The organism is Streptomyces sp. NPDC055632, assembly GCF_053618675.1.
On the sequence record NZ_JBSHHY010000010.1, the window covers coordinates 1 to 25591 of the forward strand.

Sequence of the window (25591 nt, forward strand, 5' to 3'; positions counted from 1 at the left end):
TCCGTACCCCCGCCCCGTCCCCCCCCCACCCACCCGTACGAGCCCCAGCCCCCGGCGACGGAGGACACCCCGCCGCCGGGCCCCGGCCCCGTCCGCTAGAAGGAGGTCCAGGTGAAGGACACCTGGTCACCGGCCTTCAGCTTGAACTGGCAGCCGCCGACCGGGGTGGGGGTGCCGTTGACGGAGATGCTCCAGTAGGCCGAGCCGCCGCCGCTGACGTTCTTGATCGTGTCGACGGAGAAGTCGTCGAACGAGGCGTACCAGGTGCCGTCCCAGGTGAAGTCCTTCTTCTTGGCGGCGTCGTCCAGGGCCGCGGTCGGGGTGGGCACGGGGGTCGGGTGTGCCGAGCCGTTGGTGCCGTCGCACTTGTGGGTTCCGCCGGTGGCGGTGGTCACGTCGTGCCCCTTGGTCTTGATCTTGCCCTTGAACAGCAGTCCGTTCGGGCCCTGCACGGTGAGGCCGACCTTCACCGGGGCGTTGGTGTTCGGGAGGGGCTTGGCGTGGGCGACGGTCGGTGCCGCGGTGAGCGCGAGGCCCAGGGCGGCGGTGACCAGAGCGTGGCGTGCGAGGTTCGGGCGCATGCGGTGCCTTTCGTACGGGACGGGTGCGCGGCACGGCCCTGTACGCCGCGGCACCCCGCGCGACGGCCTCCCGGGAGGGAACGGCTGTCGGCGGGCCGACGACTCGGGGCTTCGCTCTGCAGACCGTGACAGGGGGAAGCGGTACGGGCGCGCGCCGGGTGGTCCGACTCGGGGCGCGGAAGCGCCCCACACGGTTGCAGGTCAGCGCCGGATTCCCACCGGCTTCCCCCAGGTCGCGCGACCATTCGGTTGTCCGCCCGGCCGGACCGGGCAGACGAATAGTACGGTCGCATCACCGCTGTGGCCAGGGGCAGTTGGCGGCCCGGGACCGGTCCGGCCCCGGGGCCCGCCCCCGGCCGGGTCCTCGCGCGCCCGTACGGACGGCTCTCGGCGCGCCCGTACGGACCGACGCCCTCGGCGCGCCCGTACGGACGGCCCTCAGCGCGGCGTGTTCTCGTCGCCCTCGAACGGGGCTCCGTGGCCGGGCACGATCAGGTCCGCGGCGGCCAGCACCCGGAGCCGGGAGGTGCGCAGCAGTTCGCGGTCGGGGGCCACCGGGTCGTCCGCCGGGCCGTCCGCGTGCCACCACAGGTCGCCGGCGAAGGCGACCACGCCCGACTCCGTGCCCGCGAGCAGGGTGATGTCCTCGGCGCTGTGGCCCGGGGTGCGTATCAGCCGCAGCGACGGGGTGAGTTCGTAGCCCTCCGCGTCCCGGTTCTTCCACTGGTGGCCGCGGTACTCCACCTTGTGGTCGTGCACCCGGGCCCGCCCGAAGAGGCCCACGTTCATGGTGTTGTCCGGGTGGTGGTGGCTGAGCACCACGTCGGTGATGTCGTCGGGGCCGAGGCCCAGCTCCGCGAGCGGGGCGAGGATCCGGTCGGGGCTCGCCACCATGCCCGGGTCGAAGATCACGTGCCGGCCGGCGTCGGAGACGTAGGAGACGGTGGCGGCGACTCCGGGGCCGGTGGAGCCGACGTATCCGGTGGTCAGGATGGTGTACACGGCGCTGCGGCCGAGCGGTGCGTCTGTCATGGCCTCAATGTTCGTGGAGGGCAAGGCCGTTCACGAGTGGCACATCTGCCGCTGATCGCATGATTCGTGCCACACTGCGCGCATGCCTCCCTTCACGACCGTCGCCGCGTACGCCCCGCCCGGTGTCGGCATGCTCGCCGTCGGCATCGTCGCCGAGGTCTTCGGCCCGCACGGCGAGGGGCTGCCCGGCTTCGACTTCGCCCTGTGCGCCGACCGGCCCGGACCGGTCCCCACCGACGTCGGGGTGCCGCTCGACGTCGCGCACGGCCTGGACCGGCTCGCCTCGGCCGATCTGGTGATCGCCCTGCCGTGGGCCGGTTTCCGCACACCGCCCGCTCCCCCGGTGCTCGACGCGCTGAAGGCCGCGCACGGGCGCGGCGCGCTGGTCGCGGCCCACTGCGTCGGGACCTTCGCGCTCGCCGCCGCCGGACTGCTCGACGGCCGGCGGGCCACCACCCACTGGCGGTTCGCCGCACTGCTCGCCCACCGCCACCCCGAGGTCGCCGTCGAGCCCGACGCCCTCTACGTCGACGAAGGGAGCATCGTCACGGGCGCGGGAGCCGCCGCGGGCTTCGACCTCTGTCTGCACCTGCTGCGGCGGGAGCACGGGGCCGCGAGGGCCAACGGCGTCGCGCGGGACGTGGTGCTGCCCTCCCACCGCGACGGCGGGCAGGCGCAGTACCTGGCCGCCCCCGTCCCCGAGGACTGTCGCGACGAGCGCCTCGCCGAGGTGCTCGCGTGGGCCCGCGAGAACATCCACCGGCCGCTTCCCGTCGCGGAGCTGGCCGGGCGCGCCCTGATGAGCAAGCGCTCCTTCGCCCGCCGCTTCGCCGCCGCGACCGGCACCACCCCCCACGCCTGGGTGCGGAGCCTGCGGCTGAGCGGCGCCGAGGAACTCCTGGAGACCACGGACCTGCCGGTCGAGGAGATCGCCCGCCGCGTCGGGTACGGGAGCGCGACCGTCCTGCGCGAACAGTTCGTGCGCCGCCGGGGAGTGCCGCCCCGCGCCTACCGCCGCGCCTTCACGAACACGCCGTGACGGAGCGGGCCGGGAGAGCCACGACACCCCTCCACGATCATCTCCTCCGAAAACGGAGAGCCTTTAATCCGTTTTGCGCTGTTTTCCGGTCCCGCTTCCGGGTACCGGGGCGGAGGTGAAGGAACGCGGCGTTCCGCGTGGACCGCCGCCTCCCCCGTACCCCGATACGTCCCGTACTGGAGCTTCCATGCCGGAGCAGCGCAAGAGCCCGTTCGCCACCGTCAGCCCGTACACCGGGGAGACCCTCGCGGAGTTTCCGGTGATCGAGGGCGAGGAGGTCGACTCCGTCCTCGAAACCGCAGGCCACGCCTTCGAGGCGTGGCGGAGGCGGCCGATCGGGGATCGCGCCGCGGTGCTCGGACGCGCGGCCGGGCTGATGAGGGAGCGCAAGGAGCCGCTGGCCCGCCTCCTCACCGAGGAGATGGGCAAGCTGATCGCGGAGGCCCGCGGCGAGGTGGACCTCGCGGCCTCGATCCTGTCGTACTACGCCGAACACGGACCCGGCTTCGCGGCGAACGAGCCGCTGGAGGTCGAGGAGGGAGAGGCGTACCTCGTCGACGAGCCGCTGGGCGTCCTCCTCGGCGTAATGCCGTGGAACTTCCCGTACTACCAGGTGGTGCGCTTCGCCGGGCCGAACCTGGTCCTCGGCAACACCGTCCTGGTCAAGCACGCCGGGATCTGTCCGCAGTCAGCACTGGCCCTGGAGAAGCTGTTCCGCGACGCGGGGGCGCCCGAGGGCGTGTACGCCAACCTGTTCGTGAGCCACGACGAGATCTCGCGCATCATCGACGACCCGGTCGTACGGGGAGTGTCGCTGACCGGCAGCGAGCGCGCGGGGGCCCAGGTCGCCGAGCGGGCCGGACGCAACATGAAGCCGAGCCTGCTGGAACTGGGCGGCAGCGACGCCTTCATCGTCCTGGACGGCGAGAACCTGGAACGCACGGTCGGCGCCGCGGTGGCCGGCCGGATGGCGAACACCGGGCAGAGCTGCGTGGCGTCGAAGCGGTTCATCGTCCTCGACGAGGTCTACGACGACTTCGTCGCGGGGATGCGCCGCGCGTTCGAGGCCCTGGTGCCCGGCGACCCGGCGGACGGGGCGACCACGCTCGGCCCCCTCTCGTCGGAGCAGGCGGCCGCCGGCCTGGCCGAGCAGATCCGCGAGACGGTGGACCAGGGGGCCGAGCTCGTCACCGGCGGCCACCGGATCGACCGCCCGGGCGCCTTCGTCGAGCCCACGATCCTCACCGGCGTCAAGCCCGGGATGCGCGCCTACGCGGAGGAGCTCTTCGGCCCCGCCGCCGTGATCCACCGGGTGGCCGACGAGGACGAGGCGATCGCCCTCGCCAACGACAGCCAGTACGGCCTCGGCGGCTCCGTCTTCTGCGCGGACGCGGAACGCGGCCGCCGGGTCGCCGAGCGGGTGGAGACCGGCATGGTGTGGGTCAACCACCCGACCTCCACCCAGCCCGACCTGCCCTTCGGCGGCATCAAGCGCTCCGGTTACGGACGCGAGCTGTCCGCGCTCGGCATGCGGGAGTTCGTCAACCGCAAGCTGGTGCGCGTCCTGCCCGCCGACGCGGAGCTGGGCGGCATCGCCGGCTGAACCCCCGGTCCGGCGGTCCGGGCCCGGGCCGCCGCCTCCACGACCGGCCGGCCGACGGCGGCGACGTACGCTGGGACGTGCGGCCCGCCCGGAGACTCCCGACATCCGGCCCCGGGGCGGCGGGGCGGGAGTTCCGGCCGGTACAGCCGACATGATCGAGGAGAGCGTGAGGCGAGTCGAGGGCGCGACCGGTACGGATCCGGAGGCCTGGTCCGCCGGCCTGCACCGCATGTGGCTGGCCGCGCAGGACGCCCAGGACATCACGGACATGGCCCGGCACGTCTACTCCCTGATGCTGGCGGAGCGGGGCGTGGTCGCCGTCGCGGGAAGCCGCTGGGACGGCCGCAGCCTGCGGTACGTGCGGCGGCTGACGGCCGGCGGCGGCGCGTCGGCGGCCACCACGACCCCCCGTCCCGACAGCGTGCGGACCGTGCCCGACCGGCTGCCCGCCGGGGGCGGGAAGGACGCCGGGAACCGCGCGCCGGTGCACCTGTACGAGCACGACCTCACGGCGGACGACGAGGGGTTCGCGCCCGAGGCGGCCCTGCTGGCCGAGGCGGGGGCGCGCCGGGCCCTGGAGGCCCGCTTCTCGCTCGGGGGCGACGACTGGGCGGCCTTCTCGCTGGGGCTGGGCGGGCGGGAGGAGGCCGATCCCTTCCTGCCGACGCGGCTGCTCCAGCTGAGCGAGGTCCTGGTGGCAGGCAACCGGCGAGTCCTCGAACACAGGGCCGCGGAGCGCCGCCGGGTGGAGGAGGCGTTCCTGGCGGAGGCGTCCCTGCAGATGGACGCCAGCCTCGACGCGCGGGAGACGCTGGAGCGCGTCGCCCGGCTCGCCGTTCCGGCGGTGGCGGAGGCCTGCGTGGTGCACCTGTGCCGGCCGGGCGACCTGCTGTCCCCGGTGGCCGTCGTGCACGTGGCGGCGGCCGTGCAGCCCTGGCTGCGCGGCGTGGCGGCGGACGACCCGTGGCTGGACGGGGCCCTGCGGGCCGCGGCGGGCCTGCCGCACGGCACCCTGCTCACGGGCGAGGCCCTGGGGACGTCCGCGTTCGGGCCGCACGGCGAGGGGCCGGGCCGGGCCGTGCGGGCCGTGAGCATCAGCCCGCTGCGGGCGCGCGGGAAGCTGCTCGGCACGCTGACGTTCGTCTACCACCGTCCCGAGCGGGAGATCGTCGACCTGCGGGTCCTTGACGACCTGGCCGGCCGGGCGGCGCTGGCCATCGACACCACCACCGCCTACGAGCAGCGCCGCCGCAACACCGAGCAGCTCCAGCGGCACCTGCTGCCGGGCACCCTGCCCGACTGGCCCGGCGTCGGGCTGACCGCGGCCTACGAGGTGGCCGACGACTCCCTGGAGGTGGGCGGCGACTTCTACGACGCCGTGGTGCGCCGGGACGGCGCGCTGGCCCTCTTCGTCGGGGACGTGTGCGGCCGGGGCGCCGAGGCCGCGGCCCTGGCCGGTCTGGCCCGGCACACCCTGCGCGTCCTGCTGGAGGACAAGGCGCCGCCGGGCGAGGCGCTGAGCCGCCTCAACGGCGTGCTGACCGGCCAGCAGGCCGCCCGGTTCGTCACCGCGTTCGTCGGCGTGCTCACCCCGGCCGGCGACGGGTACGCCGTCGAGGCGGCCTCGGCCGGGCATCCGCGTCCGCTGATCCGCCGCGCGGACGGGCGGGTCGAGGAGGTCCGGGCGTCCGGGATGCTGCTGGGGGTGGTGCCGGACGCCCTGTACGAGCCGGGGAGGACCGTGCTGGAGCCGGGCGACGCGCTGGTGATGTTCACCGACGGCCTGTCGGAGGCGCGCTCGGCGGACGGGACGATGTTCGAGGACGTACTGCCCGGGGCGGTCCGGGAGAGCTGCGGCGACGGGAGCGACGCCGCCGGGCTGATCGCCCGCGCGACCGCCTTCCGGGCCCTGGGCGACGACGACACCGCGGTACTGGTCGCCCGGGTGACGCAGGAACGGGTGGAGGAGGAACGGGTGGAGGACGCGCGATGAATCGCATGCCGGAGACGACGGACGAGCGGCGCCTGGCCCCCGACCGGATCCTGGTCGTGGAGGACAGTCCGGAGGACGCCGAGGCGATCGAGCGCGCACTGCGCCGCACCCACCCCGACCTGGTCCTCGAGTTCACCGACCACGGGGAGGGCCTGGTGGACGCGCTGCTCGCCCGCGAGGAACTTCCCGGGCTGATCCTGCTGGACCTCAACATGCCCGGTGCCGGCGGGCACGCGGTGCTGGAGCGGATCCGCTCCCGGCCGGAACTGGGCGCGGTGACGGTGGTGGTCTTCACCTCCTCCACCGCCCCCGCCGAGGTCGACGCCTGCTACGCGGCGGGGGCGGACAGCTACGTCTACAAGCCGGTCAACTTCGCGCTCTTCCAGACCGTCCTGAAGGGCGCCGTCGACTACTGGCGTCAGGCCGGGTCCGGCTCGGAGCCCCCGAGCGTGAAGTAGAACGCCGTTCCCCCGCCGGGGACGGCGTCCAGCCAGATGCGGCCCCCGTGCCGTTCGACGATCCGCTTGACCAGGGCGAGGCCGACCCCCGTCCCCCCGCCGTGCTCGGCCGGTCCGTGGAGGCGGCGGAACAGGTCGAAGACGTCGTCGCGCCGGCCCGCCGGGATACCGATGCCGTTGTCCCTGACGACGACGACCTGCTCCGGTCCCGCGGGCGTCCCCGGGGCGTCCCCGGCGGGCGGGACCGGGTGGCGCTCCACGGTGACCTCGACCCGGCGCTCCCCGTCCGGCCGGGCGTACTTGGCCGCGTTGACCAGCAGGTTGACCAGGATCTCGTCCAGCCGGTCGGCGTCCGCCCGGACCCGGGGCAGCGTCCCGCGGAGCACGGTCACCCGCTGCTCGGCCAGCCGGGGCCCGGCCACCTCCAGGGCCGCGTCCAGGGCGCCGCCGAGCTCCACCTCGCGCACCCGCAGCCCGGCGCGGCCGAGCCGGGCGTAGTGCAGCAGCGAGTTGAGCAGCTCGTCCATGCGTCCGGCGAGCCGCTGCATGGTCCGCAGCCGGTGCAGCGTGACCTCGTCGAGCCCGTCCCCGGCGTCCTCCATGGCGAACGTCGCCGCGTTGGAGATGCCGCGCAGCGGCTCCTTGAGGTCGTGGGCGGCGGCGTGGGCGAAGGAGTCGAGGTCGACGTTGCGCATCCGCAGCTCGTCGTTGATCGCGTCCAGGACCTCGGCGTGCCGCAGGACCAGGCCCGTGAGGAGCCGCCACAGCTCCTTGGCCGCCACCCGGTCGCGGACGGTCCAGGGCAGGCTCCGGCCGCGCACGGTGGCCCGGAAGACGGCTCCCGAGCCGCGCGGCGTCAGGCGCTCGCCGTGCGGCCCGACCCGTACCGGCACCGAGGGGTCGGCCGCCCACTGCCGGGGCATCGGGCGCTCCGGGCGGCGCCAGGCGACGTACTCCCCCACCCCGGACAGCGGCACCATCAGCACCCCGGCCGGTCCTCCGCCCGCCGCCTCCGCGCCGCCGCCCGGCCCGTCCTCCTCGGCCAGCCGGTCGGTGCACCAGGGCACGCCCGGCGTCAGCGTCCGGGCCCGCTCCTCCAGCGCCCGGAGCAGGCCGGGTGCGAACGCCTCGCCCGCGCCCAGGGTGCGCTCGGCCCGCCGCAGCACCACCCCGTCCGCGTCAAGCAGCTCCATGAGCGGGCCGCCGCCGTCGCCGAGGCCCTCTTCGAGGCGTTCCCGTTCGAGCGCCTCGGCCACCGCCGCGGAGCGGGCGGTGGACTCCACGTGCGCGTCCGCGCGCTCGCGCTCCTCGATCGCGGACAGCTGGAGCGAGAACGCGGCGCCGAACATCTCGCACGCCGAGCGCACTTCCGGGGTGATCCGCGCGGGCTCCGCCCCGTGGCAGGCGATCAGCCCCCACAGGCGCCCCTCGCGCAGCACCGACACCGACATGGAGGAGCGCACGCCGATGTTGCGCAGGTACTCCAGGTGGAACCCGGAGACGGTGCGCAGCGCGGCCTGCGACAGGTCCAGGGGCGCGCCGGTGGCCTCCCGCACGGGCGGGTGCAGTCCGACGGCGACGTCGTCCACGTCCCCGATCACCCGGATCCAGTTCTCCCGGTACAGCCGCCGGGCCTGCGGCGGGATGTCGGTCGCCGGGAACCACAGTCCCAGCCACGGTTCCCAGCCCTCCCGGACGTCCTCGGCGACCACTTCGCCCGGACCGTCCTCGCCGTCGAAGCGGTAGGCGACCACCCGGTCGAAGCCGGTCAGCGCCCGTACCTCGCGCACCGCCACCCGGCAGCATTCCTCGGTGTTCTCCGCCGACCGCAGCCGGGCCAGCGCCCGGCGCACCCCCTGGTAGAACCCGCGCGCCTCGGGGCCGTCGGCGCCGCGCGGCTCGAACTCCATGACGAGCAGCCCGTCCCGGCGGTGGGCGGACACGTCGAACCGGCGGCCCTGGGCCGTCACGTCGTCCGACAGGGCGAGCGCGGCGGGCACCCCTCCCTCGTCGCCGGCCGCCTCCACCGCCTCCTCGAAGGCGGCGGCGGACACCAGGCGCGTCACCGGCCCGCCGACCAGGTCCACCGCCTCCACGCCGAGGAGGGCTCCCGTGTTGCGCGCGGCGACCTCGACCACGCCGGTCTCCGGGTCGACCGCCACCAGCGAACCGCAGGACTGCACGCCGCCGAGCAGGTGGATCGGTTCGCGTACGCACCGCGTGAGGTCGAAGCCCCCTTCCGCGGCCCCTTCGGCCTCCTGCGCCCGCCGCGACAGCCATCGCTGTTCCACTGGTTCACCGCTCTCCCGGGACCCGGCCGGAACCTCCGGCCCCGGACCCGGTCCCATCCTCCCCCGTTCGCCGGTGACGGCTCACCTCGGAGGAGGGGCCAGGACGTGGAGCGCCCCCGGCTGCACCCGGGCCGTCACGGGCAGGGTCGCGTCGACCTCGCCGTCGGCACCGTACGGAAGCGTCCGGTCCGCCTCGATGCGTATCTCCTCGCCGCGCAGGATCTCCACCTGCGGACGCCGCACGTGCGCCCCGGTCTTCAGTTCGTTCATCGTCGCGAAGAAGTGGTGCTTGGGGGCGTCGCCGATGACGACGACGTCCAGGAGTCCGTCGTCGAGCCGGGCGCCGGGGGCGACGTTCCTGCCGAAGCCGTAGAAGCCGGAGTTCGCCGCCACGACCGTGTAGCCGGTGCGCTCGTGCGTCACGCCGTCGACGGTGACGCGGTAGGCCGCGGGCTTCCACGCGAGGACGGCCCGCAGGCCGCCCGCGTAGTACGACGCCGCTCCCCGCAGCAGCCGCGAGGCGTTCGCGTGGTGGTTGGCCACCGCGTCGACGCCCGCGTACACGCTCCCCAGGACGGAGATCCGCGCGTGCGCGGCGGACTCCACCTCGATCGTGTCCACCGGGCGCGGATCGCCGTCGAGCAGCACCCGCGCGAGGTCCGGGGCGTCCGCGGGCAGGCCGAGGGCGCGGGCGAAGTCGTTGCCCCGGCCGGCGGGGACCAGGCCGAAGACCGTGTCCGTGCCGCTGAGCGCGCCGCCGACGCAGCCGGCCATCCCGTCGCCGCCGACCGCGAGCACCACGTGCCCCCGCTCGCCCGCGCCTCGGGCGATCTCCCGCGCGTGTTCCAGGCTCCGGCTGTACACGGTGTCGAGCCGCGCACCCGCTTCCCGCAACAGCCGGGCCAGCGGGAGCAGGGCCGCCGTGCCGCTGGATCCCCCTGCGGTGGGGTTGACGACGGCGGTGAACTGTCGCATGGGTCGGGCCTCCGAGCGGGAGAGAAGGGAGCGAGGGACGGGCGGGGCGACGGACGGACCGTCGGACGGTCGGCTCCCGGGCACCGTACGCGGACCCGGTCGGCGGGCGGGAGCCCCCGAGGCCGCCGGTCCGCGGGGTGCGTCGTCCGCGGACCGGCGGGGAACGGGGTTCAGCGGACGGGGACGAGGACGCCGGGGCTGAGGACGCCGGAGGGGTCGACCTCGGCCTTGACGGCCTGGAGCATGCGGACGCCCAGGGGGCCGATCTCGCGGGCGTACCAGTCGCGGTGGTCGGTGCCGACGCCGTGGTGGTGGCTGATCGTGCCGCCCGCCGCCAGGATCGCGTCGTTCGCGGCGTGCTTCACGGGCTCCCAGTGCGCGACCGGGTCCTCGCCCTGCGCCGAGACGACGGTGAAGTACAGCGAGGCGCCGTTCTCGTAGGTGTGGGAGACGTGGCACATGACGAGCGGCGGGGTGCCGGCCTCGGTGAGGCCGTTCGTCAGGGCGTCGCGCACCGCCGTGTAGAGGCCGGGCAGCGCGGACCAGAAGGCCGCGGTCTCCAGGGTCTCGGCGAAGGCGCCGGCGTCGAGCAGCGCGTCGCGCAGGTACGGCGCGTCGTAGCGGCCGTGCGCCCAGCGGTCGCCGGGCTCCTCGCCGACGTACTCGCCGCCGGCGTCGAGCAGGATCTCGCGGGCGGCGGCGCGGCGGGCCCCGGTCTCGGCCTCGGTGCCCTCGTAGCCGGCGATGGCCATGCAGCCCCCGCCCTGCGGGACGTCGGAGGCGCCGATCGCGTCCGGCTGGGCGAGCCCGACGAAGGTCTCCGTCTCGTCGGAGAGGCGCAGCACGGTGGGGCGCGGGCCGTCCTGCGCGAGGCGGCGGAGGGCGGCGGTGCCCGCCTCGAAGGAGGCGAAGCGCCAGCCCTCGTAGACGCGCCTGCGGGGCAGGGGGCGGATGCGCACGGTGACGGCCGTGATGACGCCGAGGCTGCCCTCCGAGCCGAGGATCAGCTGGCGCAGGTCGGGGCCGGCGGCCGAGCGGGGCGCGCGTCCGGTTTCGAGGGTGCCCTCGGGGGTGGCGACGGTGAGCGCGAGGACCATCTCGTCGAAGCGGCCGTATCCGGCCGAGGCCTGGCCGCTGGAGCGGGCGGCGGCGAAGCCTCCGACGGACGCCCACTCGAAGGACTGCGGGAAGTGCCCGAGGGTCCAGCCCTTCGCGTTCAGGAGCTCCTCGACCCGCGGGCCGCGCAGTCCGGGTTCGAGGACGGCGGTGCGGGAGACCTCGTCCACGCTCACGAGCCGGTCGAGGCGGCGCAGGTCGAGGGCGACGAAGGGCCGCTTCGTCTCGGGCGCCAGGCCGCCGACGACGGAGGTGCCGCCCCCGAACGGGACGGCCGACAGGCCGTGCGCGGCGCAGACGCGCAGGACGGCGACCACCTCGTCGTGGCCGCCCGGGAGCACGACGGCGGCCGGGACGTCGTCGACCTCGCCCGCGCGGATGCGCAGGAGGTCGGGAGTGGACTTGCCCCGGGTGTGCCGGACGCGGCTCTCGGCGTCCTCCCGCAGGGCGTCCCCGGCGGCGAGCGCCCCGGCGAGCGCGGTGCGCGCCTCGTCGGTGAGGGGGGAGGGCGGGAGGTCGAGGGCGTCGAGGGTCGCCGGTCCGCTCGGGCGGGGGGTGACGCCGAGCAGGTCACGCAGCAGGCCCGTCACCGCGTCGGGCAGGGGGGCCGCCTTGGCCGGGTCGCCCCAGCCGCTCCACAACATGTCCACTGCGAGGGTTTCCTCTCGGTCTGTTCCACGGACGGTGCTGCCGCTCGGCCCGTACTGGCATTACACTGTGACAGATGACGCCCATTCGTCACAACCACTCGGACCCCACGGAACCCGGCCGGCCGGAGCGCAGGCGCTCGGACACCGACCTCGTCCTGGACGCGGCACGCGACTGCGTCCTGGCCGTCGGCGTGCGCCGGACGACCCTGACCGACGTCGCCCGGCGCGCGGGCGTGTCCCGGATGACGCTGTACCGGCGGTGGCCCGACGTCCGCAGCCTCGTCGGCGACCTGATGACCCGTGAGTGGACCGCCGTGGCGGCCGGAGCCATGCCGACCGCCTCCGAGGACCGGCCCGTCCGGGCGCGGATCGTGGACGGACTCGTCGCGGGCGCCGCCGCGTTCCGGGCCCATCCGCTCTTCCACAAGATCCTCGACGTGGACCCCGAACTGCTGCTGCCCTACGTCCTCGACCGCAGGGGAGCCAGCCAGGAGGCCTTCCTCGGGCTGCTCGTCGCCGCGATCGGGGCGGGCCACGAGGACGGGTCCGTGCGCCGGGCGCCGGTGGACCTCCAGGCCCGGTCCCTGCTGCTCGTCGTGCAGTCCTTCACGCTCTCGCTGCGCACCATGACCGACGAGACCGATCCCGAACTGAACCAGGACGCCTTCCTGGGCGAACTGCGCACCCTGCTGGAGAGGACCCTCACCCCATGACCTCCACGAGCGGCCCCGCCCTGCCCGGTTCCTCGCTGAGCGCCGAACGCCGCGGCCGCGAACTCGGCGCACTCGCCGACGGCGCCGAGGTCGACGTCCTCGTCGTCGGACTCGGCGCGACCGGCGCGGGCGCCGCGCTCGACGCGGCCACGCGCGGACTCGACGTCGCCGCGATCGACGCGCACGACCTCGCGTTCGGCACGTCCCGCTGGAGCTCGAAGCTGATCCACGGCGGACTGCGCTACCTCGCCACCGGGCAGCTGGACGTCGCCCACGAGAGCGCCGTCGAACGCGGCGTGCTGATGGAGCGGACGGCGCCCCACCTGGTCCGCGCCCAGCCGTTCGTCCTCCCCCTCACCCCGCTCGTCAGCCGCGGTCAGGCCGCGCTCGCCCGGGCCGGCTTCCTCGCGGGCGACGCGCTGCGGGCCTCGGCCCGTACGTCGCGCCGCACGCTGCCCGCCCCGCGCACCCTGTCCGCGGTCGAGACCCGCCACCTCGCTCCGGCCCTGCGCCCGACCGGCCTGCGCGGTGGCCTCCTGTCCTGGGACGGCCGGCTCACCGACGACGCGCGCCTGGTGACCGCGATCGCCCGCACCGCGGCGGCCCACGGCGCACGGATCCTCACCCGCGTCCGCGCCCTCGAACTCACCGGCGACGGCGCGCTGGTCCGCGACGAGACGAGCGGCGAGGAGCTGCGCGTCCGCGCCCGCGTGGTCGTCAACGCGGCCGGGGTGTGGGCGGGCGGCCTCGTCGACGACGTCCGGCTGCGGCCCTCCCGCGGCACCCACCTCGTCCTGCGCGAACAGGACCTCGGCCGGCTCTCCGCGGGACTGCACATCCCGATCCCGGGCGAGGCCAACCGCTTCGTCCTGGTCCTCCCCCAGGGCGACGGCCGGGTGTACGTGGGACTCACCGACGAGCCCGTCGACGGCGAGGTCCCCGACGTGCCGGACGTCCCCGAGACCGACATCGGCTTCCTCCTCGACGTCCTCGGCTCCGCCCTCGACGTCACCCTCCGCCGCGAGGACGTCGTCGGCGCCTTCGCCGGTCTGCGCCCGCTCCTGGACACGCGCGACGCGGGAGGCCGTACCGCCGACATCTCCCGCAGGCACGCGGTCCTCACCTCGCCCGACGGGGTCGTGACCGTCGTCGGCGGCAAGCTGACGACCTACCGCCGGATGGCGCAGGACGCCCTCGACGCCGCCGTGGCCGCCCGCGGCCTGACCGCGGGCCCCTGCCGCACCGCCTCGGTGCCCCTGGTGGGTGCCGCCCGGCCGCAGGCCCTCGCCGGCCTCGACGTCCCGGCGCGGCTCGTACGCCGCTACGGCACCGAGGCCACCGCCGTGCACGCCCTCGGGCTCCGGGAACCGGACCTCGCCCGTCCCGTCGTCCCCGGCCACCCCGTCACGCGCGCCGAGCTCCTGTGGGCGGTCCGCCACGAGGGCGCGCTCGACGCCTCCGACCTCCTCGACCGCCGCACCCGCATCGGCCTCGTCACCGAGGACCGGGCGGTGGCGGTGGCGGCGGCGGACGAGGCGCTGACACGGACGGCGTGACGACGGCGGGCCGGCCGGGGGCCGTCAGCCCCCGGCCACCAGGGCCTTGAGCGCGGTGTTGAGCTTCAGGGCGTCGACGCGGGGCTCGCCGACGAAGCCGAGGACGCGACCGTCGGTGTGGTCCGCGACCAGCGCGTCCACCGTCGCGACGGGCAGGTGGTTCTTCGCCGCGACGCGGTGGACCTGGAGCCTGGCGTACTCCGGGGAGATGTGCGGGTCCAGCAGGGGCAGGACGGTGAGCGGGCGGGCCGCGTCGGGGTCGATGCCGAGCAGGGGGTCCGGGTCGAGTCGGACGACGCCGGGCGGCAGGGCCGTCCCGTACAGGAGCGGGGGCGGATGACCGGCACTCGACAGGACGTCGTAGCCGTGGTGGCCGGTGGTCCTCAGGCGTCCGGCGTCGGCGGGGAGGGAGGGCGTCCTCGCCCGTCCGCCCCGCCGGCCTCGGGCGGCCGGCGGGGCGGAGGGACGGGAAACGGGTCAGATCGCCGGCGGGAAGCGGTCCCAGACCCGGTGCTTGGCCAGGAGGGGGGTCAGGTCGGCCAGGACCGCCTCGCCGCTGTCGGCGAGGACGACACCGGGGGCGCCGGTGGGGATCGCGGCCGCTTGCAGGACGGTCTCGGCGCCGGCCCAGCCGCCGATGGCCTTGGCGTGCCGGAACGCTTCGGAGACCAGGAGCGCCAGGCGCGGGTCGACCGGCGCCGTGCCCTGCCCGGGTTCGCCGGCCTTGGCGTCGCGGGCGCCCTGGGCGTCGGCGCCCGGGGCGGGGGTGCCGGCGAGGACCAGGGCGTCGAACTCGATCGAACGGGCGGTGGCGAAGGTGCGCTGGACCGTGATCGGGTCGGCGTCGCCGCCGATCGTGCCGCCCGCGGGCGCGATCACCAGCGGGACCATGCCCGCGTCGAGGACCGCCCGGCGCAGGGCGCGTACGCCGTCGGCGTCGGCGGATCCGTCGGTGACGACGCCGATGATCCGTCCGTCGGCCGGCCATTCGCGGCCGACCTGGGAGAGCGCGGGGCTGGGGTCGCTGTCGGGCGCGGGTTCGACGGCCCGGGGCACCGGCAGGCCGAGGCCGGTGGCGACCTGGGTGCACAGCTCGGTGTCGATGTTGGCCAGTGCCTGGAGCTGGCGCTCCTTGACGGCCCGGTCCCAGCACTTGCCGAGTTCGAAGGTGTAGGCCGCGATGATGTGCTCGCGCTCGACCGGGGTCATGCTCAGCCAGAACAGCCGCACCTGGCTGAAGTGGTCGGCGAAGGAGGCGGGCGCCTCGCGGACCTTGCGTCCGGCCGGGACCTCCACGGGGACCTCGACGAAGGCGCCGGTGTCCGCGCCCGCGAAGAACGGGCAGCCGCCGTCCAGCGAGTTCGGCTTGTAGGGCGCGACGCCGGTGTGCACGGCCTGCTGGTGGAAGCCGTCGCGGAGCATGTCGTTGACGGGGGCGTGCGGCCGGTTGATCGGGATCTGGTTGAAGTTGGGCCCGGCCAGGCGGGTGATCTGGGTGTCCAGGTAGGAGAAGAGGCGTCCGGCGAGCAGCGGATCGTCGGTGACGTCGATGCCGGGGACCAGGTGGCCGGTGTGGAAGGCGACCTGCTCGGTCTCGGCGAAGTAGTTGGACGGGTTGCGGTCGAGGGTGAGCAGGCCGATCGGCCGGACCGGGGCGAGTTCCTCGGGGACGATCTTCGTCGCGTCGAGCAGGTCGATGCCCTCGAAGGTCTGATCGGGGGTGTCGGGGAAGGTCTGGATGCCGAGCTCCCACTGCGGGTACGCGCCGGCCTCGATGGCGTCGGCCAGGTCGCGGCGGTGGAAGTCGGGGTCCACGCCGCACGCGATCTGCGCCTCCTCCCACACCAGCGAGTGCACGCCCAGCTTGGGCTTCCAGTGGAACTTCACCAGGGTCGTCGCGCCCTCGGCGTTCACGAGCCGGAAGGTGTGGACGCCGAAGCCCTCCATCGTCCGGTAGGAGCGGGGGATGCCCCGGTCGGACATGTTCCAGATGGTGTGGTGCTGGGCCTCGGTGTGGAGCGACACGAAGTCCCAGAAGGTGTCGTGGGCGCTCTGGGCCTGCGGGATCTCCCGGTCGGGGTGGGGCTTGCCGGCGTGGATGACGTCGGGGAACTTGATGGCGTCCTGGATGAAGAAGACCGGGATGTTGTTCCCGACCAGGTCGAATACCCCCTCCTCCGTGTAGAACTTCGTCGCGAAGCCCCGGGTGTCGCGGACCGTGTCGGCCGAGCCGCGCGAACCGAGCACGGTCGAGAAGCGGACGAACACCGGGGTCTCGGCGTCGGCGGCGAGGAAGGCCGCCTTCGTCACGCCCTCCGCCGTGCCGTACGACCGGAAGACGCCGTGCGCGCCGGCGCCGCGCGCGTGGACCACGCGCTCCGGGATGCGCTCGTGGTCGAAGTGCATGATCTTCTCGCGCAGGTGGTGGTCCTGGAGCAGGACCGGGCCGCGCGGGCCCGCCTTGAGCGAGTGGTCGGTGTCGTACAGCCGGGTGCCCTGCGCGGTGGTCAGGTAGGAGCCGCTCTGCGCGACCCGCGCCTGGTCGGCGCCGGTGGGCTGACCGGTGGGACTGACCGTCTCCGGCCCGGTCTGGTCCGGCTTCGGCGGCAGCGGTCCGTGCGGCTCGGTGGGCTCCTCCAGCGACGCGGGCGCCGAGGAGGGCACGCCGGGAACGCCTTCGGCGGGCCCGTTCTCCCGGAAGGGTTCGGTCAGCTTCTCGACGGCTGCTTTCAGCGGGTTCTCGTGGGGCATGCTTTTCCTTCGAGCTCGAAGCAGGGACGGTGCGGGACTGCCACAGCCATGACCGCCGTTGCCCGCGCCGTAACGGATGCGCCGCCGCCGTCCGCCCAACGGCACAACCTCTGCACACGGGTGCCCCTGCGCCGCCGCGGCCGGGCGTCGGCGCCCCGGCGACGGACGCGCGGCGCGGGAGCGTTACGCGTCCGGCTCGCCGGAGTCGAAGGTGAGGGCGTCCAGCGGGCGGATGTGGGCCGACATGTTGTGCTCCATCATGCGCAGGGCCGCGTCGGCGAGGTCCGCGTCGATGTGGGCGACGGCTTCGGGGGCGAGGCTGACGTCGAAGTGCCGGATGTGGGCGTCCAGCGCCGAGTAGAGGATGCACTGTTCGGTGACCTGCCCGCACAGGACCACTCGCCGGACCCCCAGCTGCCCCAGGAGGTAGGCCAGGGGGGTTTCGAAGAAGGCCGAATGCCGGGCCTTGACGACGAAGAGCGACTTCTCGTCGGGGGCGATGGTCTTGACCAGGTCCGGGTGACGGCCGGCGAGCGCCGCCTCGAGGATCTCACCGTGGTGGGAACGCCACCGGCCGAAGTTGTCGTTGACGTAGATCACCGGGGCGCCGGCCTCGCGAGCACGCCTCAGGAGCTCTTCCACGCCCGGTAGCGCCTCCCGCACGGAAGGGACGAGGGCCTCGGCGTCCTGGTGCTCGTAGGCGTTCAGCATGTCGATCACGACGAGCGCGGTCTGTGCCACGGTGGCCACCTCTCTTCTTCCGCTCCTCCCGCCGGGCCCCGCTCCCGGACGGACCGTGGTCGGCGGGTGCCGTGCTCGCGTCGGCGAGGGCCCGACCGCGCAGGGCCGGGCGGCGGGACTCCACGCGTGGTCGTCCGTCCGGAGACCGGCGGGGGCGAAGACCGTGTCGCCGGTCCCGATGGAGGCGCCTGCCCCGGGCGACGCGTTCGTAACACCGGAGCCGTCCCGGCCCGCCGGGGACGGACCGCTCGCCACCGCGATCCACGGCCGACTTCTGCCGCCGGGGCGGGGCCGGGGGATGCTGAAGGGGGTGGTGCTCCGCGCGGAGCGGCGCTTCGGCTTCGGGCCGCGCGTCCGTGGACACCACCGGGAAAGGAGCGGATCCATGCAGGAGAGCACCCCGTCACAGGCGGAGGGCGAGCGCACCGACGACACCCCTTCGGAAGAGCGGGGCCGCCGGGACGTCCAGCCCGAACGCACGACGCCGTCCCAGGCCGAGGGCGAGCGGGAGCCCGACGAGGACGACGAGGACGACGAGGACGACGAGGACGACGAGGACGACGAGAGCGCGTAGACGCGCATAGACGCCGCATCCGCGCCGCGAGGAGCCGTCCCGGGTCCGGTTGCGCCGATCGTCGAGCGGCCGGAGCGCGACGCCGTTCTCCGTGACGGCTCTCGACGCGATTCCCCGCAGTGCCCCGCCGACGCCGGCGTCGTGAAGGCGCCGTCTGCCGGACGGCGGCGTCCGGCGCGGTTCCGGTCGCGCGATCCGGGAGAAGCACTTTTGCTGGACTTGCGGCGGGCGCTTCGCCGCGCGCAACCGACCGCGAAGTGTTCCGCAGGAGAGCCGTATGGAGCGCGAGCCGAACCTGCCGGCCCCGCAGGCGGTCCGCGTCATCCGTCCGCCACGCCCCCCCGGCTGCGCGCCGTCGGGGCCCCGACCACCGCGATCCCCCTCTTCCCGCCGCTGTTCGCGACCCTCTGCTTCCTGTACGCGCGGGAGCGGGGAAGGGCGGTCCTTCTCCGGACCGCCCGGGCGGCAGAGCGGTCCCCCGCGGCGCTCGTACGGCCCGAGCCGTGACGCCCGTACCGCCTGATCCGGAAGGACGGAATCCGTTGACCGATCCGAAAGCAGTTCCGGCGTCCGCCCCGGAGTCCGGGGAGGTCTCGGAGGCCGACCGGCTGCGGGTCCTCCTGCGGACCCCCGCGTACCTCAAGGCCCTGCTCTTCAGCGCCCTGATCGGCGTTCCCGTCTCCCTGGCCGCCTTCTGGTTCCTCGTCGGTCTGCACCAGCTGGAGCACGTGCTGTGGGCGGACCTGCCGAAGGCGCTCGGCCTGGGTGCTCCTCCGGCCTGGTGGCCGCTGCCGCTGCTCGCCGTCGCCGGGGTCGTCGTGGGTCTGGTGGTGACCCGGCTGCCCGGCGCGGGCGGTCACGTCCCCGCCGGCGGTCTGCACGCGGGAGGGTCCTCGGCGGCCGCCCTGCCGGGGGTCGTCGTCGCCGCGGTCGCGAGCCTGCCGCTCGGTGCCGTCCTCGGCCCCGAGGCGCCCCTGATCGCGCTCGGCGGCGGTCTGGCCCTGCTCTTCCGGCACCTCGCCCATGCCCCGGCCACCCCGCAGAGCACCGCGCTGCTGGGTGCGGCCGGTGCGGCGGCGGCCATCGCCGCGATCTTCGGCAACCCCCTCGTCGCCGCCGTCCTGCTGATCGAGGTGGCGGGCGTGGGCGGTCCGCAGCTGTTCGTCGTCATGCTGCCCGCCCTGCTGTCCAGCGGCGTCGGGGCCGTGGTGTTCACCGGCTTCGGACACTGGACCGGTCTGGAGACGGGCGGTCTCACCGCCCACTTCCCCACCGCGCCCCCGCGCCTGGACACCGGGGACGTGGTGTGGTCGATCGTGCTGGCGGCGGGGGTCGGCGCGCTGGTGCACCTGGTGGTCATCGGCGGCCGGCTGACCGCCGCCTTCGTGGCGGCCTCCCCCCTCGTACGGACGGTGGTCTGCGCGGTCGGCGCCGGAGGCTGCGCCGCCCTCTACGCGGTCGTCACGGGGCGCACCCCCGTGGAGGTCGCCTCGTCCGGTCAGGCCACGCTGGTCGAACTCGCCGCCGACCCCCACGCCTGGAGCGTGGGCGTGCTCCTCGCCCTCCTGCTGTTCAAGGGCGCCGCGTACGCCCTGTGCCTGGGCAGCCTCCGCGGCGGACTGGTGTTCCCCGTGCTCTTCCTGGGCGCGGCCGCGGGCGTGCTGCTCGCGCCGCTGCCCGGCCTCGGGGTGATCCCCGGCGCCGCCGCGGGCATGGCCGCGGCCTCGGCGGCCGCTCTGCGGCTCCCGGTCAGCAGCGTGGTCCTGGTGGTCCTGGTGCTCGGCAACTCCGAGACGATCCCGGTGGTGATCCTGGCGGCGGTGACCTCCTTCGTCGTCGCCGAACTGCTTCCTCCGGGCCCGCCGCTCACGCCGCGCCGTCGGCGCGGGGCGCGTGTCAGGAGCGGCCCCGCCTGAGCGAGTCCCTGACGCCCCTGGCCCGCTCGCGGACGTCCTTCAACGCTTCGCGGGCCCTGGCCTTCGTCTGATCGGTCCTGCCCTCGGTCTCGAGCCTCTCGTTCCCGCTGATCCTGCCGGTGATCTCCTTGATCCTGCCCTTGGCCCTGTCCATGGCGCTGCTCATGACCGGGTCTCCTTCCGCTGCCCGCCCTTGCCGTGCCCTCGCTCCCGGAGTTCCCGCCCCGGCCCAGGGCCCCTGTTCACGGGGCGTGCGGTTTCAGGATGCGAGGATGCGGCGCTTCTGCGCCTCGAACTCCTCATCGGTGAGCACTCCCTGGTCCCTCAGCCGGCCGAGTTCGTGCAGCTGGGAGATCTTGGCGTCCATCGGTACCGCGGCCGGGGGCTGCGCCGCTTCGTGGGTCTGCGGAGGTGCGTACCGCTGCTCGTCCTGTTGCGCCCAGCGGCCGGCCTGCCGGCGCGAGACGCGGTTGGAGACGGCGGTGGCCGTACCGGAGATGACCGCGGTACGGGCGACGCCGCGCAGAAGTCCGGGCATGGCGGGGTCCTTGTCGTCGGGGCCGTCGGGGCGTCGGGTCCTCGGGGCGGGGAGTCGGGTCGTCGTGTCGTCGGGTCGGGTCGGGGCGTCGTCGGGTCGGGGCGTCGTCAGGGGGAGGAAGCGGAGGAGGAGCCCTCTTCGGCTTCGACGGCCTCCAGGCTCGCCAGGAAGGCCTCGGCGGGGATCCGCCCGCCGGCGACCATGCGGGCGCCGCCACGTCGCAGCGCCGCCGCCAGGGGCGCGGCCCAGAGGTTCTCGTACACGATGACGCCCGCCGAGTTGTCCGGCCGCAGAGCGGCGGCGGCCTCCCGCAGGTCGTCCTCGTCGAGCAGTCCGGAGGAGGCTCCGTCGAAGACGGCGAGGTCGAGTTCGCCGTCGCCGTCCAGGTCCGCGATCTCCAGCGCGGTGACGGAGCCGTCCGCGTCCTTGCGGATGAAGGACAGGTCGAGGACGCGGATGACGTGCCGGTCGACCAGGTCGAGCAGACGGGACAACCCCTCGCCGGTCATGCGGTTGCCGGGGAACTCCAGGACCAGGTAGTCGATGGGACCCATCTCGGAAACGTCGTCGGTGCTCATGGCGGCTCCTCGTCGGGCGGTCCTCCGCCTCCGGTGACCGGTGGTCCCGCGCCGTACCGGCCGAGTGGCGCGTCACCCTCCATTGCAGCACCGGGGACCCGTACGCGCACCCGGGTGGCGGCCGGAGCGTGTGCCGGGGGATCCGGCGGCTCCCGGGCCGGTGCGACCCGCGACCGAGCCGGTCGTCGCGGTCCCCCTCCGGGGATACGTTGGACGAGGAGGCCCGCGCGCCGGCCCTTCCGTCGGCGCGGGCCCCGGCCGTGGCGGTGACCGCGACGGGCTCCGGGCCCGCCGCGCGCCGGAGCGGTCCCTTCCTCCTCCACATCCGTCTTGACGGCCGCCGTCACCCGTCGGCGGAGGCGAGCAGCCGTCCCCCCGGAGCCGCTGTCATGACCGAGAACCCCATGGACGGCCGCGGATCGCGGCACCGCACTCCTCGGGAGCGTGCCGCGCTGGGCAAGGCCGCGCGGGCCGCCGTGCCCCGTTCGAGCCACGCGGAGTTCGCGCCGGGGCCCCGGCGGCCGGACCCGCTGGACATCATCGAGAGGCAGTCGGCGACGCGGCTGCCCGAGCTCGTGCCGATCCGCTACGGAAGGATGTCCGAGTCGCCGTTCCGGTTCTACCGGGGGGCCGCCGCCGTCATGGCGTCCGACCTCGCGGAGACGCCGAGGACGGGGTTCCGCACCCAGCTGTGCGGGGACGCCCACATGCTGAACTTCCGGCTGCTGGCCTCGCCCGAGCGCCGTCTCGTGTTCGACATCAACGACTTCGACGAGACGCTGCCGGGCCCCTGGGAGTGGGACGTCAAGCGCCTGGCCGCCAGCCTCGTCATCGCCGGCCGGGCGAACGGCTTCGGCACCGGGGAGCGCGCCGGGATCGTGAGGGCCGCCGTGCGGTCCTACCGCGAGAGCATGCGCGCCTTCGCCGGCAGCGGCAACCTGGCCGTCTGGTACGCCGGGTTCGACCAGGCGTGGGTGCGGGAGCACTTCGGGGCGGAGCTGTCGGCCCGGGGCCGCGAGCGCTGGGCGCGGGCCGCCGCCAAGGCGCGTTCGCACGACACCCTCCAGGTCTTCGACAAACTCACCCGGGTCGTCGACGGCGAGCGCCGGATCACCCCCGATCCGCCGCTCGTCACCCCTCTCGCGGACCTGCTGCCGGCCGATCGGCGCGACCGGCCGGAGCGGCAGCTCCGCCGGCTGATCAAGCGGTACGGCAAGACCCTGCAGTCGGACCGGCGGTTCCTCCTCGAGCAGTACCGGGTGGCCGACATGGCGCGCAAGGTCGTCGGGGTCGGCAGCGTGGGCACCCGCTGCTGGATCGTGCTCCTGCTGGGGCGGGACGACGGGGACCCGCTCTTCCTCCAGGCCAAGGAGGCCGGCGAGTCGGTGCTCGCACCCCACGTCGGGGCCACCGCGTGCGCGACGCAGGGCGAGCGGGTCGTCTCCGGGCAGCGGCTGATGCAGGCCACCAGCGACATCTTCCTGGGCTGGGAGCGGGTCGAGGGGACGGACGGCCGGCGGCGGGACTTCTACGTCCGGCAGTTGCGGGACTGGAAGGGCGTCGCCGTCGCCGAGGACATGGTGCCGCGGGGCATGCGCACGTTCGGCGCCCTGTGCGGCGCGACGCTGGCCCGCGCCCACGCCAGGTCGGGCGACCGCGTCGCCATCGCCGCCTATCTGGGCGGCGGGGACGTCTTCGACCGGGCGCTGGTGACGTTCGCCGAGCTCTACGCCGATCAGAACGAGCGGGACCACAGGGCGCTCGTGGACGCCGTCGGCGCGGGACGGCTGCCGGCCGAGGCCGCCTGAGAAGGCGTCGTATGCTGCCGTGCCCCCGGCCGTGGTCCTCTCGATCCGGCGGCCGTAGCGGTCGGCGAGCGCGACGGCCGCCGGCAGCATCCGGACGACGGTCGGGCTGAGCACCGCGTAGCCGACGAGCCGACGAGCCGCCGGCTCGGGTGTTCGGGCGTCGGGCCGAGGAGCACCGCACCGAAGAGTCACATCGGACATGGCTCCTGTGCGCCCCCGTGGCGGCGTCGCCTCCCGCGGTTCCCCCGGTCCACTCGGCAGGGAAAGTCCCGGAGGTCCGGAGGCCCGGCTGTCGCGGTCCTCACTCGGCGGGAAGGGTGTCCAGGAGCTCGCGCGCACGGCCGAGGACCACGCCGTCGACGGCGTCGCCGAGTTCGACGACCCGGCGGAGGCAGGTGCGGGCCTCCTCTCCGTCTCCCAGTTCCTTGAGGGCTTCGCCCAGTCCCACGAGTGCGCTCCCCTGCATGTGGGGCATGTCGATGCGCCGGAACTGGGCCACCGCCGCGCGATGGTGGTCGGCGGCCTCGCTCCACAGACCCAGGAGCGCATGGTCGAGGCCGAGGGCGTACGTGCTGTGGGCGCGGGTCATGCCGGCCACGTGTGCGCTCACGGGGCGGTCGGGGGCGTCGAGGAACGCGATGACGCGCCGGTGCTGCGTCTGCGCCTCCTCGACGCGCCCGAGGAAGCGCAGGGTGGACCCGTAGGTCACCATGGCTCCCAACCAGCCTTCGCGGTCGTCGGCCTCCTCGTACAGTTCGACGGAGGCGCGGGCCTTGTCGGCGGCGGCCCGGGCCTCGCCGAGCTTGCGGTGGGCGACCGCCGCGTGCGACAGGGCGGACGCCTGCTGGGGCACGTTCCCGGCACGGCGTGCGCAGCGCAGACCCTCGTCGGCGCGTTCGACGGCCTCGCGGTACCGGTGGTCGCACTCGATCAGGGCCCAGGCGTGCATGTTGTGGTGGAACGCCTGGAGGTCCGGGTCGTCGAGGGCCGCGGCGGCCCGGCTGGACAGCTCGTAGACCTCGGACCAGTGTCCCCAGAAGACCCAGAGGTCGCAGAACCATTCCATGGCGTCGGCGGTCTCCACGACCCGGGTGTGTTCGCCCTTGTCCGCCGCGCTGCGCAGCGCCGCGAGCCAGGCGGGGGCCTCGCCCTGGATCCAGGTCCGGGCCTCCTCTGCGCTCTCCAGGGCCACCAGGCCCTGCCAGGAGGGTGGCGGCGCACCGTACTTGAGCTTGTACCAGCGGCCTGCCGTCACCGTGGTCTCCAGCAGCCAGGCCCGGAGGCGTTCCTCGGCCGCTTCCCGCTCGTCGGGACTCTCCTCGCGGACCGTGCGGGCGCGGGCGAACAGCCGCAGCAGGTCGTGCAGCCGGTAGCGGCCGGCGAAGACCTGGAGGAGTCCGGCCTCGACCAGCTCCTCCATCACGTCCCCGGCCTCGAAGAGGCCGACGCCCGTCAGCGAGGCGCCGTAGGCGGCGGTCATGTCCGGCACCGGGACCAGGCTCAGCAGCCGCATCATGCGGGCCGCCTCGGGAGTGAGCTCCCGGTAGGAGAGTGCGAACGCGGCCTCCACGCGTACGTCGCCCGCGGAGAGCGCGCTCAGACGGCGCTCCTCGTCGGACAGGCGACGGACCAGGTGGTCGACGCTCCACGCGGACCTGACCGCCAGCCAGTTCCCCGCCACTCGAAGGGCCAGCGGCAGGCGGCCGCAGAGCTCCGCCACCCGCGCCACCGCGTCGGCTTCGGCGTCCGCCCGGTCCTCGCCCAGGATCCGGCGCAGCAGTTCGACCGCCTCGTCCCGCGTCATCTCCGACAGCGCCAGCCGGTCCACTCCCCGGAGGCCGGCCAGCGGCCTCCGACTGGTCACCAGCACCAGACTCCGCCCGCCCGCGGGCAGCAGGGGACCGACCTGCCCTTCGTCGCGCGCGTTGTCCAGCACCACCAGACAGCGCCGCTCGCCCAGCAGCGCCCGCAGCAGCCCCGCGTGCCCGGCCGTGCCCTCCTGCCGCAGCCGACGGTCCGAGACGCCCAGGGCCTTCAGCAGCTTCAGCAGCGCCTCGCCGGGGTCGACGGCTCCGTCCACCCCGTGGAGGTCCACCATGAAACACCCGTCGGGAAACTCCTCCGCCAGGTCCGTCGCCGCCTTGAGCGCCAGCGTCGTCTTGCCGCACCCCGGGGGACCCGAGACGACCGCCACCGGCCCGCCGCCACCGGTGCCCGTCCGTCCGGCCCTCTCCTCGATCCAGTCCAGTTGGTGACGGCGACCGGTGAAGTCCCCGACCGATCGCGGCAACACCGCCGTGCCCTCGACCGCCACGGCACGGGTGGGACGCCCGGCCCGGCCCGCCGCGAGCAGGCCCTCTCGTGCCGCGTCGGAGAGCCCCAGCCCCGCTGCCAGCGCCATCGCCGTGCGCCGCTGCGGGACCCGGCTGCGTCCGCGTTCCATGTCGCCGATCGCCCGGACACTCACGCCCGACGCCGCGGCCAGCTCCTCCATCGTCAGACGGGCCCGCTGCCGCAGGTCACGCAGAACGGCCCCGAACGGTATCTCCCCGGACATGCTTCTCCCTGCTCTTTCCAGAAGCGAAGGATATGCCTCGGCACGCGGCCGGTGAGACGGAGGAGCCCCCGCCGGGAAGGCGACGAGGACGAGAAACCACCTGGTCAGGAAGGTGACATGG

General features: G+C 74.7%; 20 protein-coding genes, 1 pseudogene and 1 riboswitch. Of the genes and pseudogenes, 9 read left to right on the plus strand and 12 right to left on the minus strand.

Features of this window, described 5'->3' with window-relative positions; genetic code table 11:
- Window positions 1-95: 95 nt before the first annotated feature.
- Window positions 96-581: a DUF4430 domain-containing protein gene (locus ACWGSR_RS15505; protein WP_453566801.1), complete on the minus strand. Its 486-nt coding sequence runs from the start codon at window positions 579-581 to the stop codon at window positions 96-98.
- A gap of 136 nt (window positions 582-717) precedes the next feature.
- Window positions 718-834, minus strand: a riboswitch (cobalamin riboswitch).
- 185 nt (window positions 835-1019) lie between these two features.
- Window positions 1020-1613 (minus strand): MBL fold metallo-hydrolase, encoded by a 594-nt coding sequence (locus ACWGSR_RS15510; RefSeq protein WP_453566803.1) that lies wholly within the window; start codon window positions 1611-1613, stop codon window positions 1020-1022.
- An 82-nt stretch (window positions 1614-1695) separates the two neighbouring features.
- On the opposite strand from ACWGSR_RS15510, the gene ACWGSR_RS15515 reads away from it, so the two are divergent.
- The 4 genes from ACWGSR_RS15515 (at window position 1696) to ACWGSR_RS15530 (ending at window position 6706) form a co-directional block, all read left to right on the plus strand.
- Complete coding sequence (locus tag ACWGSR_RS15515) at window positions 1696-2652, plus strand: GlxA family transcriptional regulator (protein WP_453566805.1); 957 nt, start codon at window positions 1696-1698, stop codon at window positions 2650-2652.
- Window positions 2653-2839: 187 nt separating this feature from the next.
- Window positions 2840-4255 carry an NAD-dependent succinate-semialdehyde dehydrogenase gene (locus ACWGSR_RS15520; RefSeq protein WP_453566807.1) on the plus strand — a complete coding sequence of 472 codons (1416 nt, stop codon included), beginning with the start codon at window positions 2840-2842 and terminating at the stop codon, window positions 4253-4255.
- 166 nt (window positions 4256-4421) lie between these two features.
- A complete protein-coding gene (locus ACWGSR_RS15525) occupies window positions 4422-6248 on the plus strand; it encodes a PP2C family protein-serine/threonine phosphatase (RefSeq protein WP_453566809.1) in 1827 nt (608 codons plus the stop codon).
- A gap of 5 nt (window positions 6249-6253) precedes the next feature.
- Complete coding sequence (locus ACWGSR_RS15530; protein WP_453567048.1) at window positions 6254-6706, plus strand: response regulator; 453 nt, start codon at window positions 6254-6256, stop codon at window positions 6704-6706.
- On the opposite strand, the gene ACWGSR_RS15535 is transcribed toward ACWGSR_RS15530, so the two are convergent.
- The 3 genes from ACWGSR_RS15535 to ACWGSR_RS15545 form a co-directional block, all read right to left on the minus strand.
- Window positions 6667-9054 (minus strand): ATP-binding protein, encoded by a 2388-nt coding sequence (locus ACWGSR_RS15535; protein ID WP_453566811.1) that lies wholly within the window; start codon window positions 9052-9054, stop codon window positions 6667-6669. The two genes, ACWGSR_RS15530 and ACWGSR_RS15535, sit on opposite strands and share 40 nt — an antisense overlap.
- Window positions 9055-9078: 24 nt before the next feature.
- Window positions 9079-9972 (minus strand): diacylglycerol/lipid kinase family protein, encoded by an 894-nt coding sequence (locus ACWGSR_RS15540; protein ID WP_376238709.1) that lies wholly within the window; start codon window positions 9970-9972, stop codon window positions 9079-9081.
- Window positions 9973-10142: 170 nt separating this feature from the next.
- On the minus strand, window positions 10143-11738 hold the full coding sequence (locus tag ACWGSR_RS15545; RefSeq protein ID WP_376238711.1) for an FAD-binding oxidoreductase: 1596 nt from the start codon (window positions 11736-11738) through the stop codon (window positions 10143-10145).
- Between the two features lie 74 nt (window positions 11739-11812).
- Between ACWGSR_RS15545 and ACWGSR_RS15550 the strand changes: the two genes are divergently transcribed.
- On the plus strand, window positions 11813-12451 hold the full coding sequence (locus tag ACWGSR_RS15550) for a TetR/AcrR family transcriptional regulator (protein WP_376238714.1): 639 nt from the start codon (window positions 11813-11815) through the stop codon (window positions 12449-12451).
- The gene (locus ACWGSR_RS15555; RefSeq protein WP_376238717.1) at window positions 12448-14007 is read left to right on the plus strand and encodes a glycerol-3-phosphate dehydrogenase/oxidase; all 1560 of its coding nucleotides are present in this window, start codon (window positions 12448-12450) and stop codon (window positions 14005-14007) included. The genes ACWGSR_RS15550 and ACWGSR_RS15555 overlap by 4 nt, the downstream gene beginning before the upstream one ends.
- 24 nt (window positions 14008-14031) lie before the next feature.
- Here ACWGSR_RS15555 and ACWGSR_RS15560 read toward each other — a convergent pair.
- The 3 genes and pseudogenes from ACWGSR_RS15560 to ACWGSR_RS15570 all read right to left on the minus strand — a co-directional run.
- A pseudogene (locus tag ACWGSR_RS15560) lies at window positions 14032-14229 on the minus strand (potassium-transporting ATPase subunit C); the annotation flags it as partial.
- A 255-nt stretch (window positions 14230-14484) separates the two neighbouring features.
- Window positions 14485-16758, minus strand: a complete 2274-nt coding sequence (locus tag ACWGSR_RS15565) for a catalase (RefSeq protein WP_453566814.1) — start codon at window positions 16756-16758, stop codon at window positions 14485-14487.
- 183 nt (window positions 16759-16941) lie between these two features.
- A complete protein-coding gene (locus ACWGSR_RS15570) occupies window positions 16942-17499 on the minus strand; it encodes an isochorismatase family cysteine hydrolase (protein ID WP_453566816.1) in 558 nt (185 codons plus the stop codon).
- Window positions 17500-17884: 385 nt separating this feature from the next.
- Here ACWGSR_RS15570 and ACWGSR_RS15575 point away from each other — a divergent pair, with 385 nt between their 5' ends.
- A complete protein-coding gene (locus ACWGSR_RS15575; protein WP_453566818.1) occupies window positions 17885-18073 on the plus strand; it encodes a hypothetical protein in 189 nt (62 codons plus the stop codon).
- 542 nt (window positions 18074-18615) lie between these two features.
- On the plus strand, window positions 18616-19989 hold the full coding sequence (locus ACWGSR_RS15580; RefSeq protein WP_453566820.1) for a chloride channel protein: 1374 nt from the start codon (window positions 18616-18618) through the stop codon (window positions 19987-19989).
- Here the strand turns inward: ACWGSR_RS15580 and ACWGSR_RS15585 are convergent.
- From ACWGSR_RS15585 to ACWGSR_RS15595, 3 genes are all read right to left on the minus strand, one after another.
- Window positions 19970-20155, minus strand: coding sequence for a CsbD family protein (locus ACWGSR_RS15585; protein ID WP_376238733.1), 186 nt, complete (start codon window positions 20153-20155; stop codon window positions 19970-19972). The two genes, ACWGSR_RS15580 and ACWGSR_RS15585, sit on opposite strands and share 20 nt — an antisense overlap.
- A gap of 93 nt (window positions 20156-20248) precedes the next feature.
- A complete protein-coding gene (locus ACWGSR_RS15590; protein WP_376238736.1) occupies window positions 20249-20527 on the minus strand; it encodes an SHOCT domain-containing protein in 279 nt (92 codons plus the stop codon).
- 107 nt (window positions 20528-20634) lie between these two features.
- Window positions 20635-21105: a DUF6325 family protein gene (locus ACWGSR_RS15595; protein WP_376238738.1), complete on the minus strand. Its 471-nt coding sequence runs from the start codon at window positions 21103-21105 to the stop codon at window positions 20635-20637.
- A 389-nt stretch (window positions 21106-21494) separates the two neighbouring features.
- On the opposite strand from ACWGSR_RS15595, the gene ACWGSR_RS15600 reads away from it, so the two are divergent.
- Entirely contained in the window at window positions 21495-22913 is a 1419-nt protein-coding gene (locus tag ACWGSR_RS15600; protein ID WP_453566823.1) for a DUF2252 domain-containing protein, read from the plus strand.
- 301 nt (window positions 22914-23214) lie between these two features.
- On the opposite strand, the gene ACWGSR_RS15605 is transcribed toward ACWGSR_RS15600, so the two are convergent.
- Window positions 23215-25470: an ATP-binding protein gene (locus tag ACWGSR_RS15605; RefSeq protein WP_453566825.1), complete on the minus strand. Its 2256-nt coding sequence runs from the start codon at window positions 25468-25470 to the stop codon at window positions 23215-23217.
- Window positions 25471-25591 lie beyond the last annotated feature (121 nt).

Bases quoted from the DNA above. Each gene is read 5' to 3' on its own strand.
- ACWGSR_RS15600 (WP_453566823.1), top strand. From the start codon at position 21,495: ATGACCGAGAACCCCATGGACGGCCGCGGATCGCGGCACCGCACTCCT.
- ACWGSR_RS15585 (WP_376238733.1), bottom strand. From the start codon at position 20,155: ATGAGCAGCGCCATGGACAGGGCCAAGGGCAGGATCAAGGAGATCACC.
- ACWGSR_RS15505 (WP_453566801.1), bottom strand. From the start codon at position 581: ATGCGCCCGAACCTCGCACGCCACGCTCTGGTCACCGCCGCCCTGGGC.
- ACWGSR_RS15540 (WP_376238709.1), bottom strand. From the start codon at position 9,972: ATGCGACAGTTCACCGCCGTCGTCAACCCCACCGCAGGGGGATCCAGC.
- ACWGSR_RS15515 (WP_453566805.1), top strand. From the start codon at position 1,696: ATGCCTCCCTTCACGACCGTCGCCGCGTACGCCCCGCCCGGTGTCGGC.
- ACWGSR_RS15510 (WP_453566803.1), bottom strand. From the start codon at position 1,613: ATGACAGACGCACCGCTCGGCCGCAGCGCCGTGTACACCATCCTGACC.
- ACWGSR_RS15555 (WP_376238717.1), top strand. From the start codon at position 12,448: ATGACCTCCACGAGCGGCCCCGCCCTGCCCGGTTCCTCGCTGAGCGCC.
- ACWGSR_RS15575 (WP_453566818.1), top strand. From the start codon at position 17,885: ATGCAGGAGAGCACCCCGTCACAGGCGGAGGGCGAGCGCACCGACGAC.
- ACWGSR_RS15595 (WP_376238738.1), bottom strand. From the start codon at position 21,105: ATGAGCACCGACGACGTTTCCGAGATGGGTCCCATCGACTACCTGGTC.
- ACWGSR_RS15535 (WP_453566811.1), bottom strand. From the start codon at position 9,054: ATGGGACCGGGTCCGGGGCCGGAGGTTCCGGCCGGGTCCCGGGAGAGC.
- ACWGSR_RS15565 (WP_453566814.1), bottom strand. From the start codon at position 16,758: ATGCCCCACGAGAACCCGCTGAAAGCAGCCGTCGAGAAGCTGACCGAA.
- ACWGSR_RS15605 (WP_453566825.1), bottom strand. From the start codon at position 25,470: ATGTCCGGGGAGATACCGTTCGGGGCCGTTCTGCGTGACCTGCGGCAG.
- ACWGSR_RS15520 (WP_453566807.1), top strand. From the start codon at position 2,840: ATGCCGGAGCAGCGCAAGAGCCCGTTCGCCACCGTCAGCCCGTACACC.
- ACWGSR_RS15550 (WP_376238714.1), top strand. From the start codon at position 11,813: ATGACGCCCATTCGTCACAACCACTCGGACCCCACGGAACCCGGCCGG.
- ACWGSR_RS15530 (WP_453567048.1), top strand. From the start codon at position 6,254: ATGCCGGAGACGACGGACGAGCGGCGCCTGGCCCCCGACCGGATCCTG.
- ACWGSR_RS15590 (WP_376238736.1), bottom strand. From the start codon at position 20,527: ATGCCCGGACTTCTGCGCGGCGTCGCCCGTACCGCGGTCATCTCCGGT.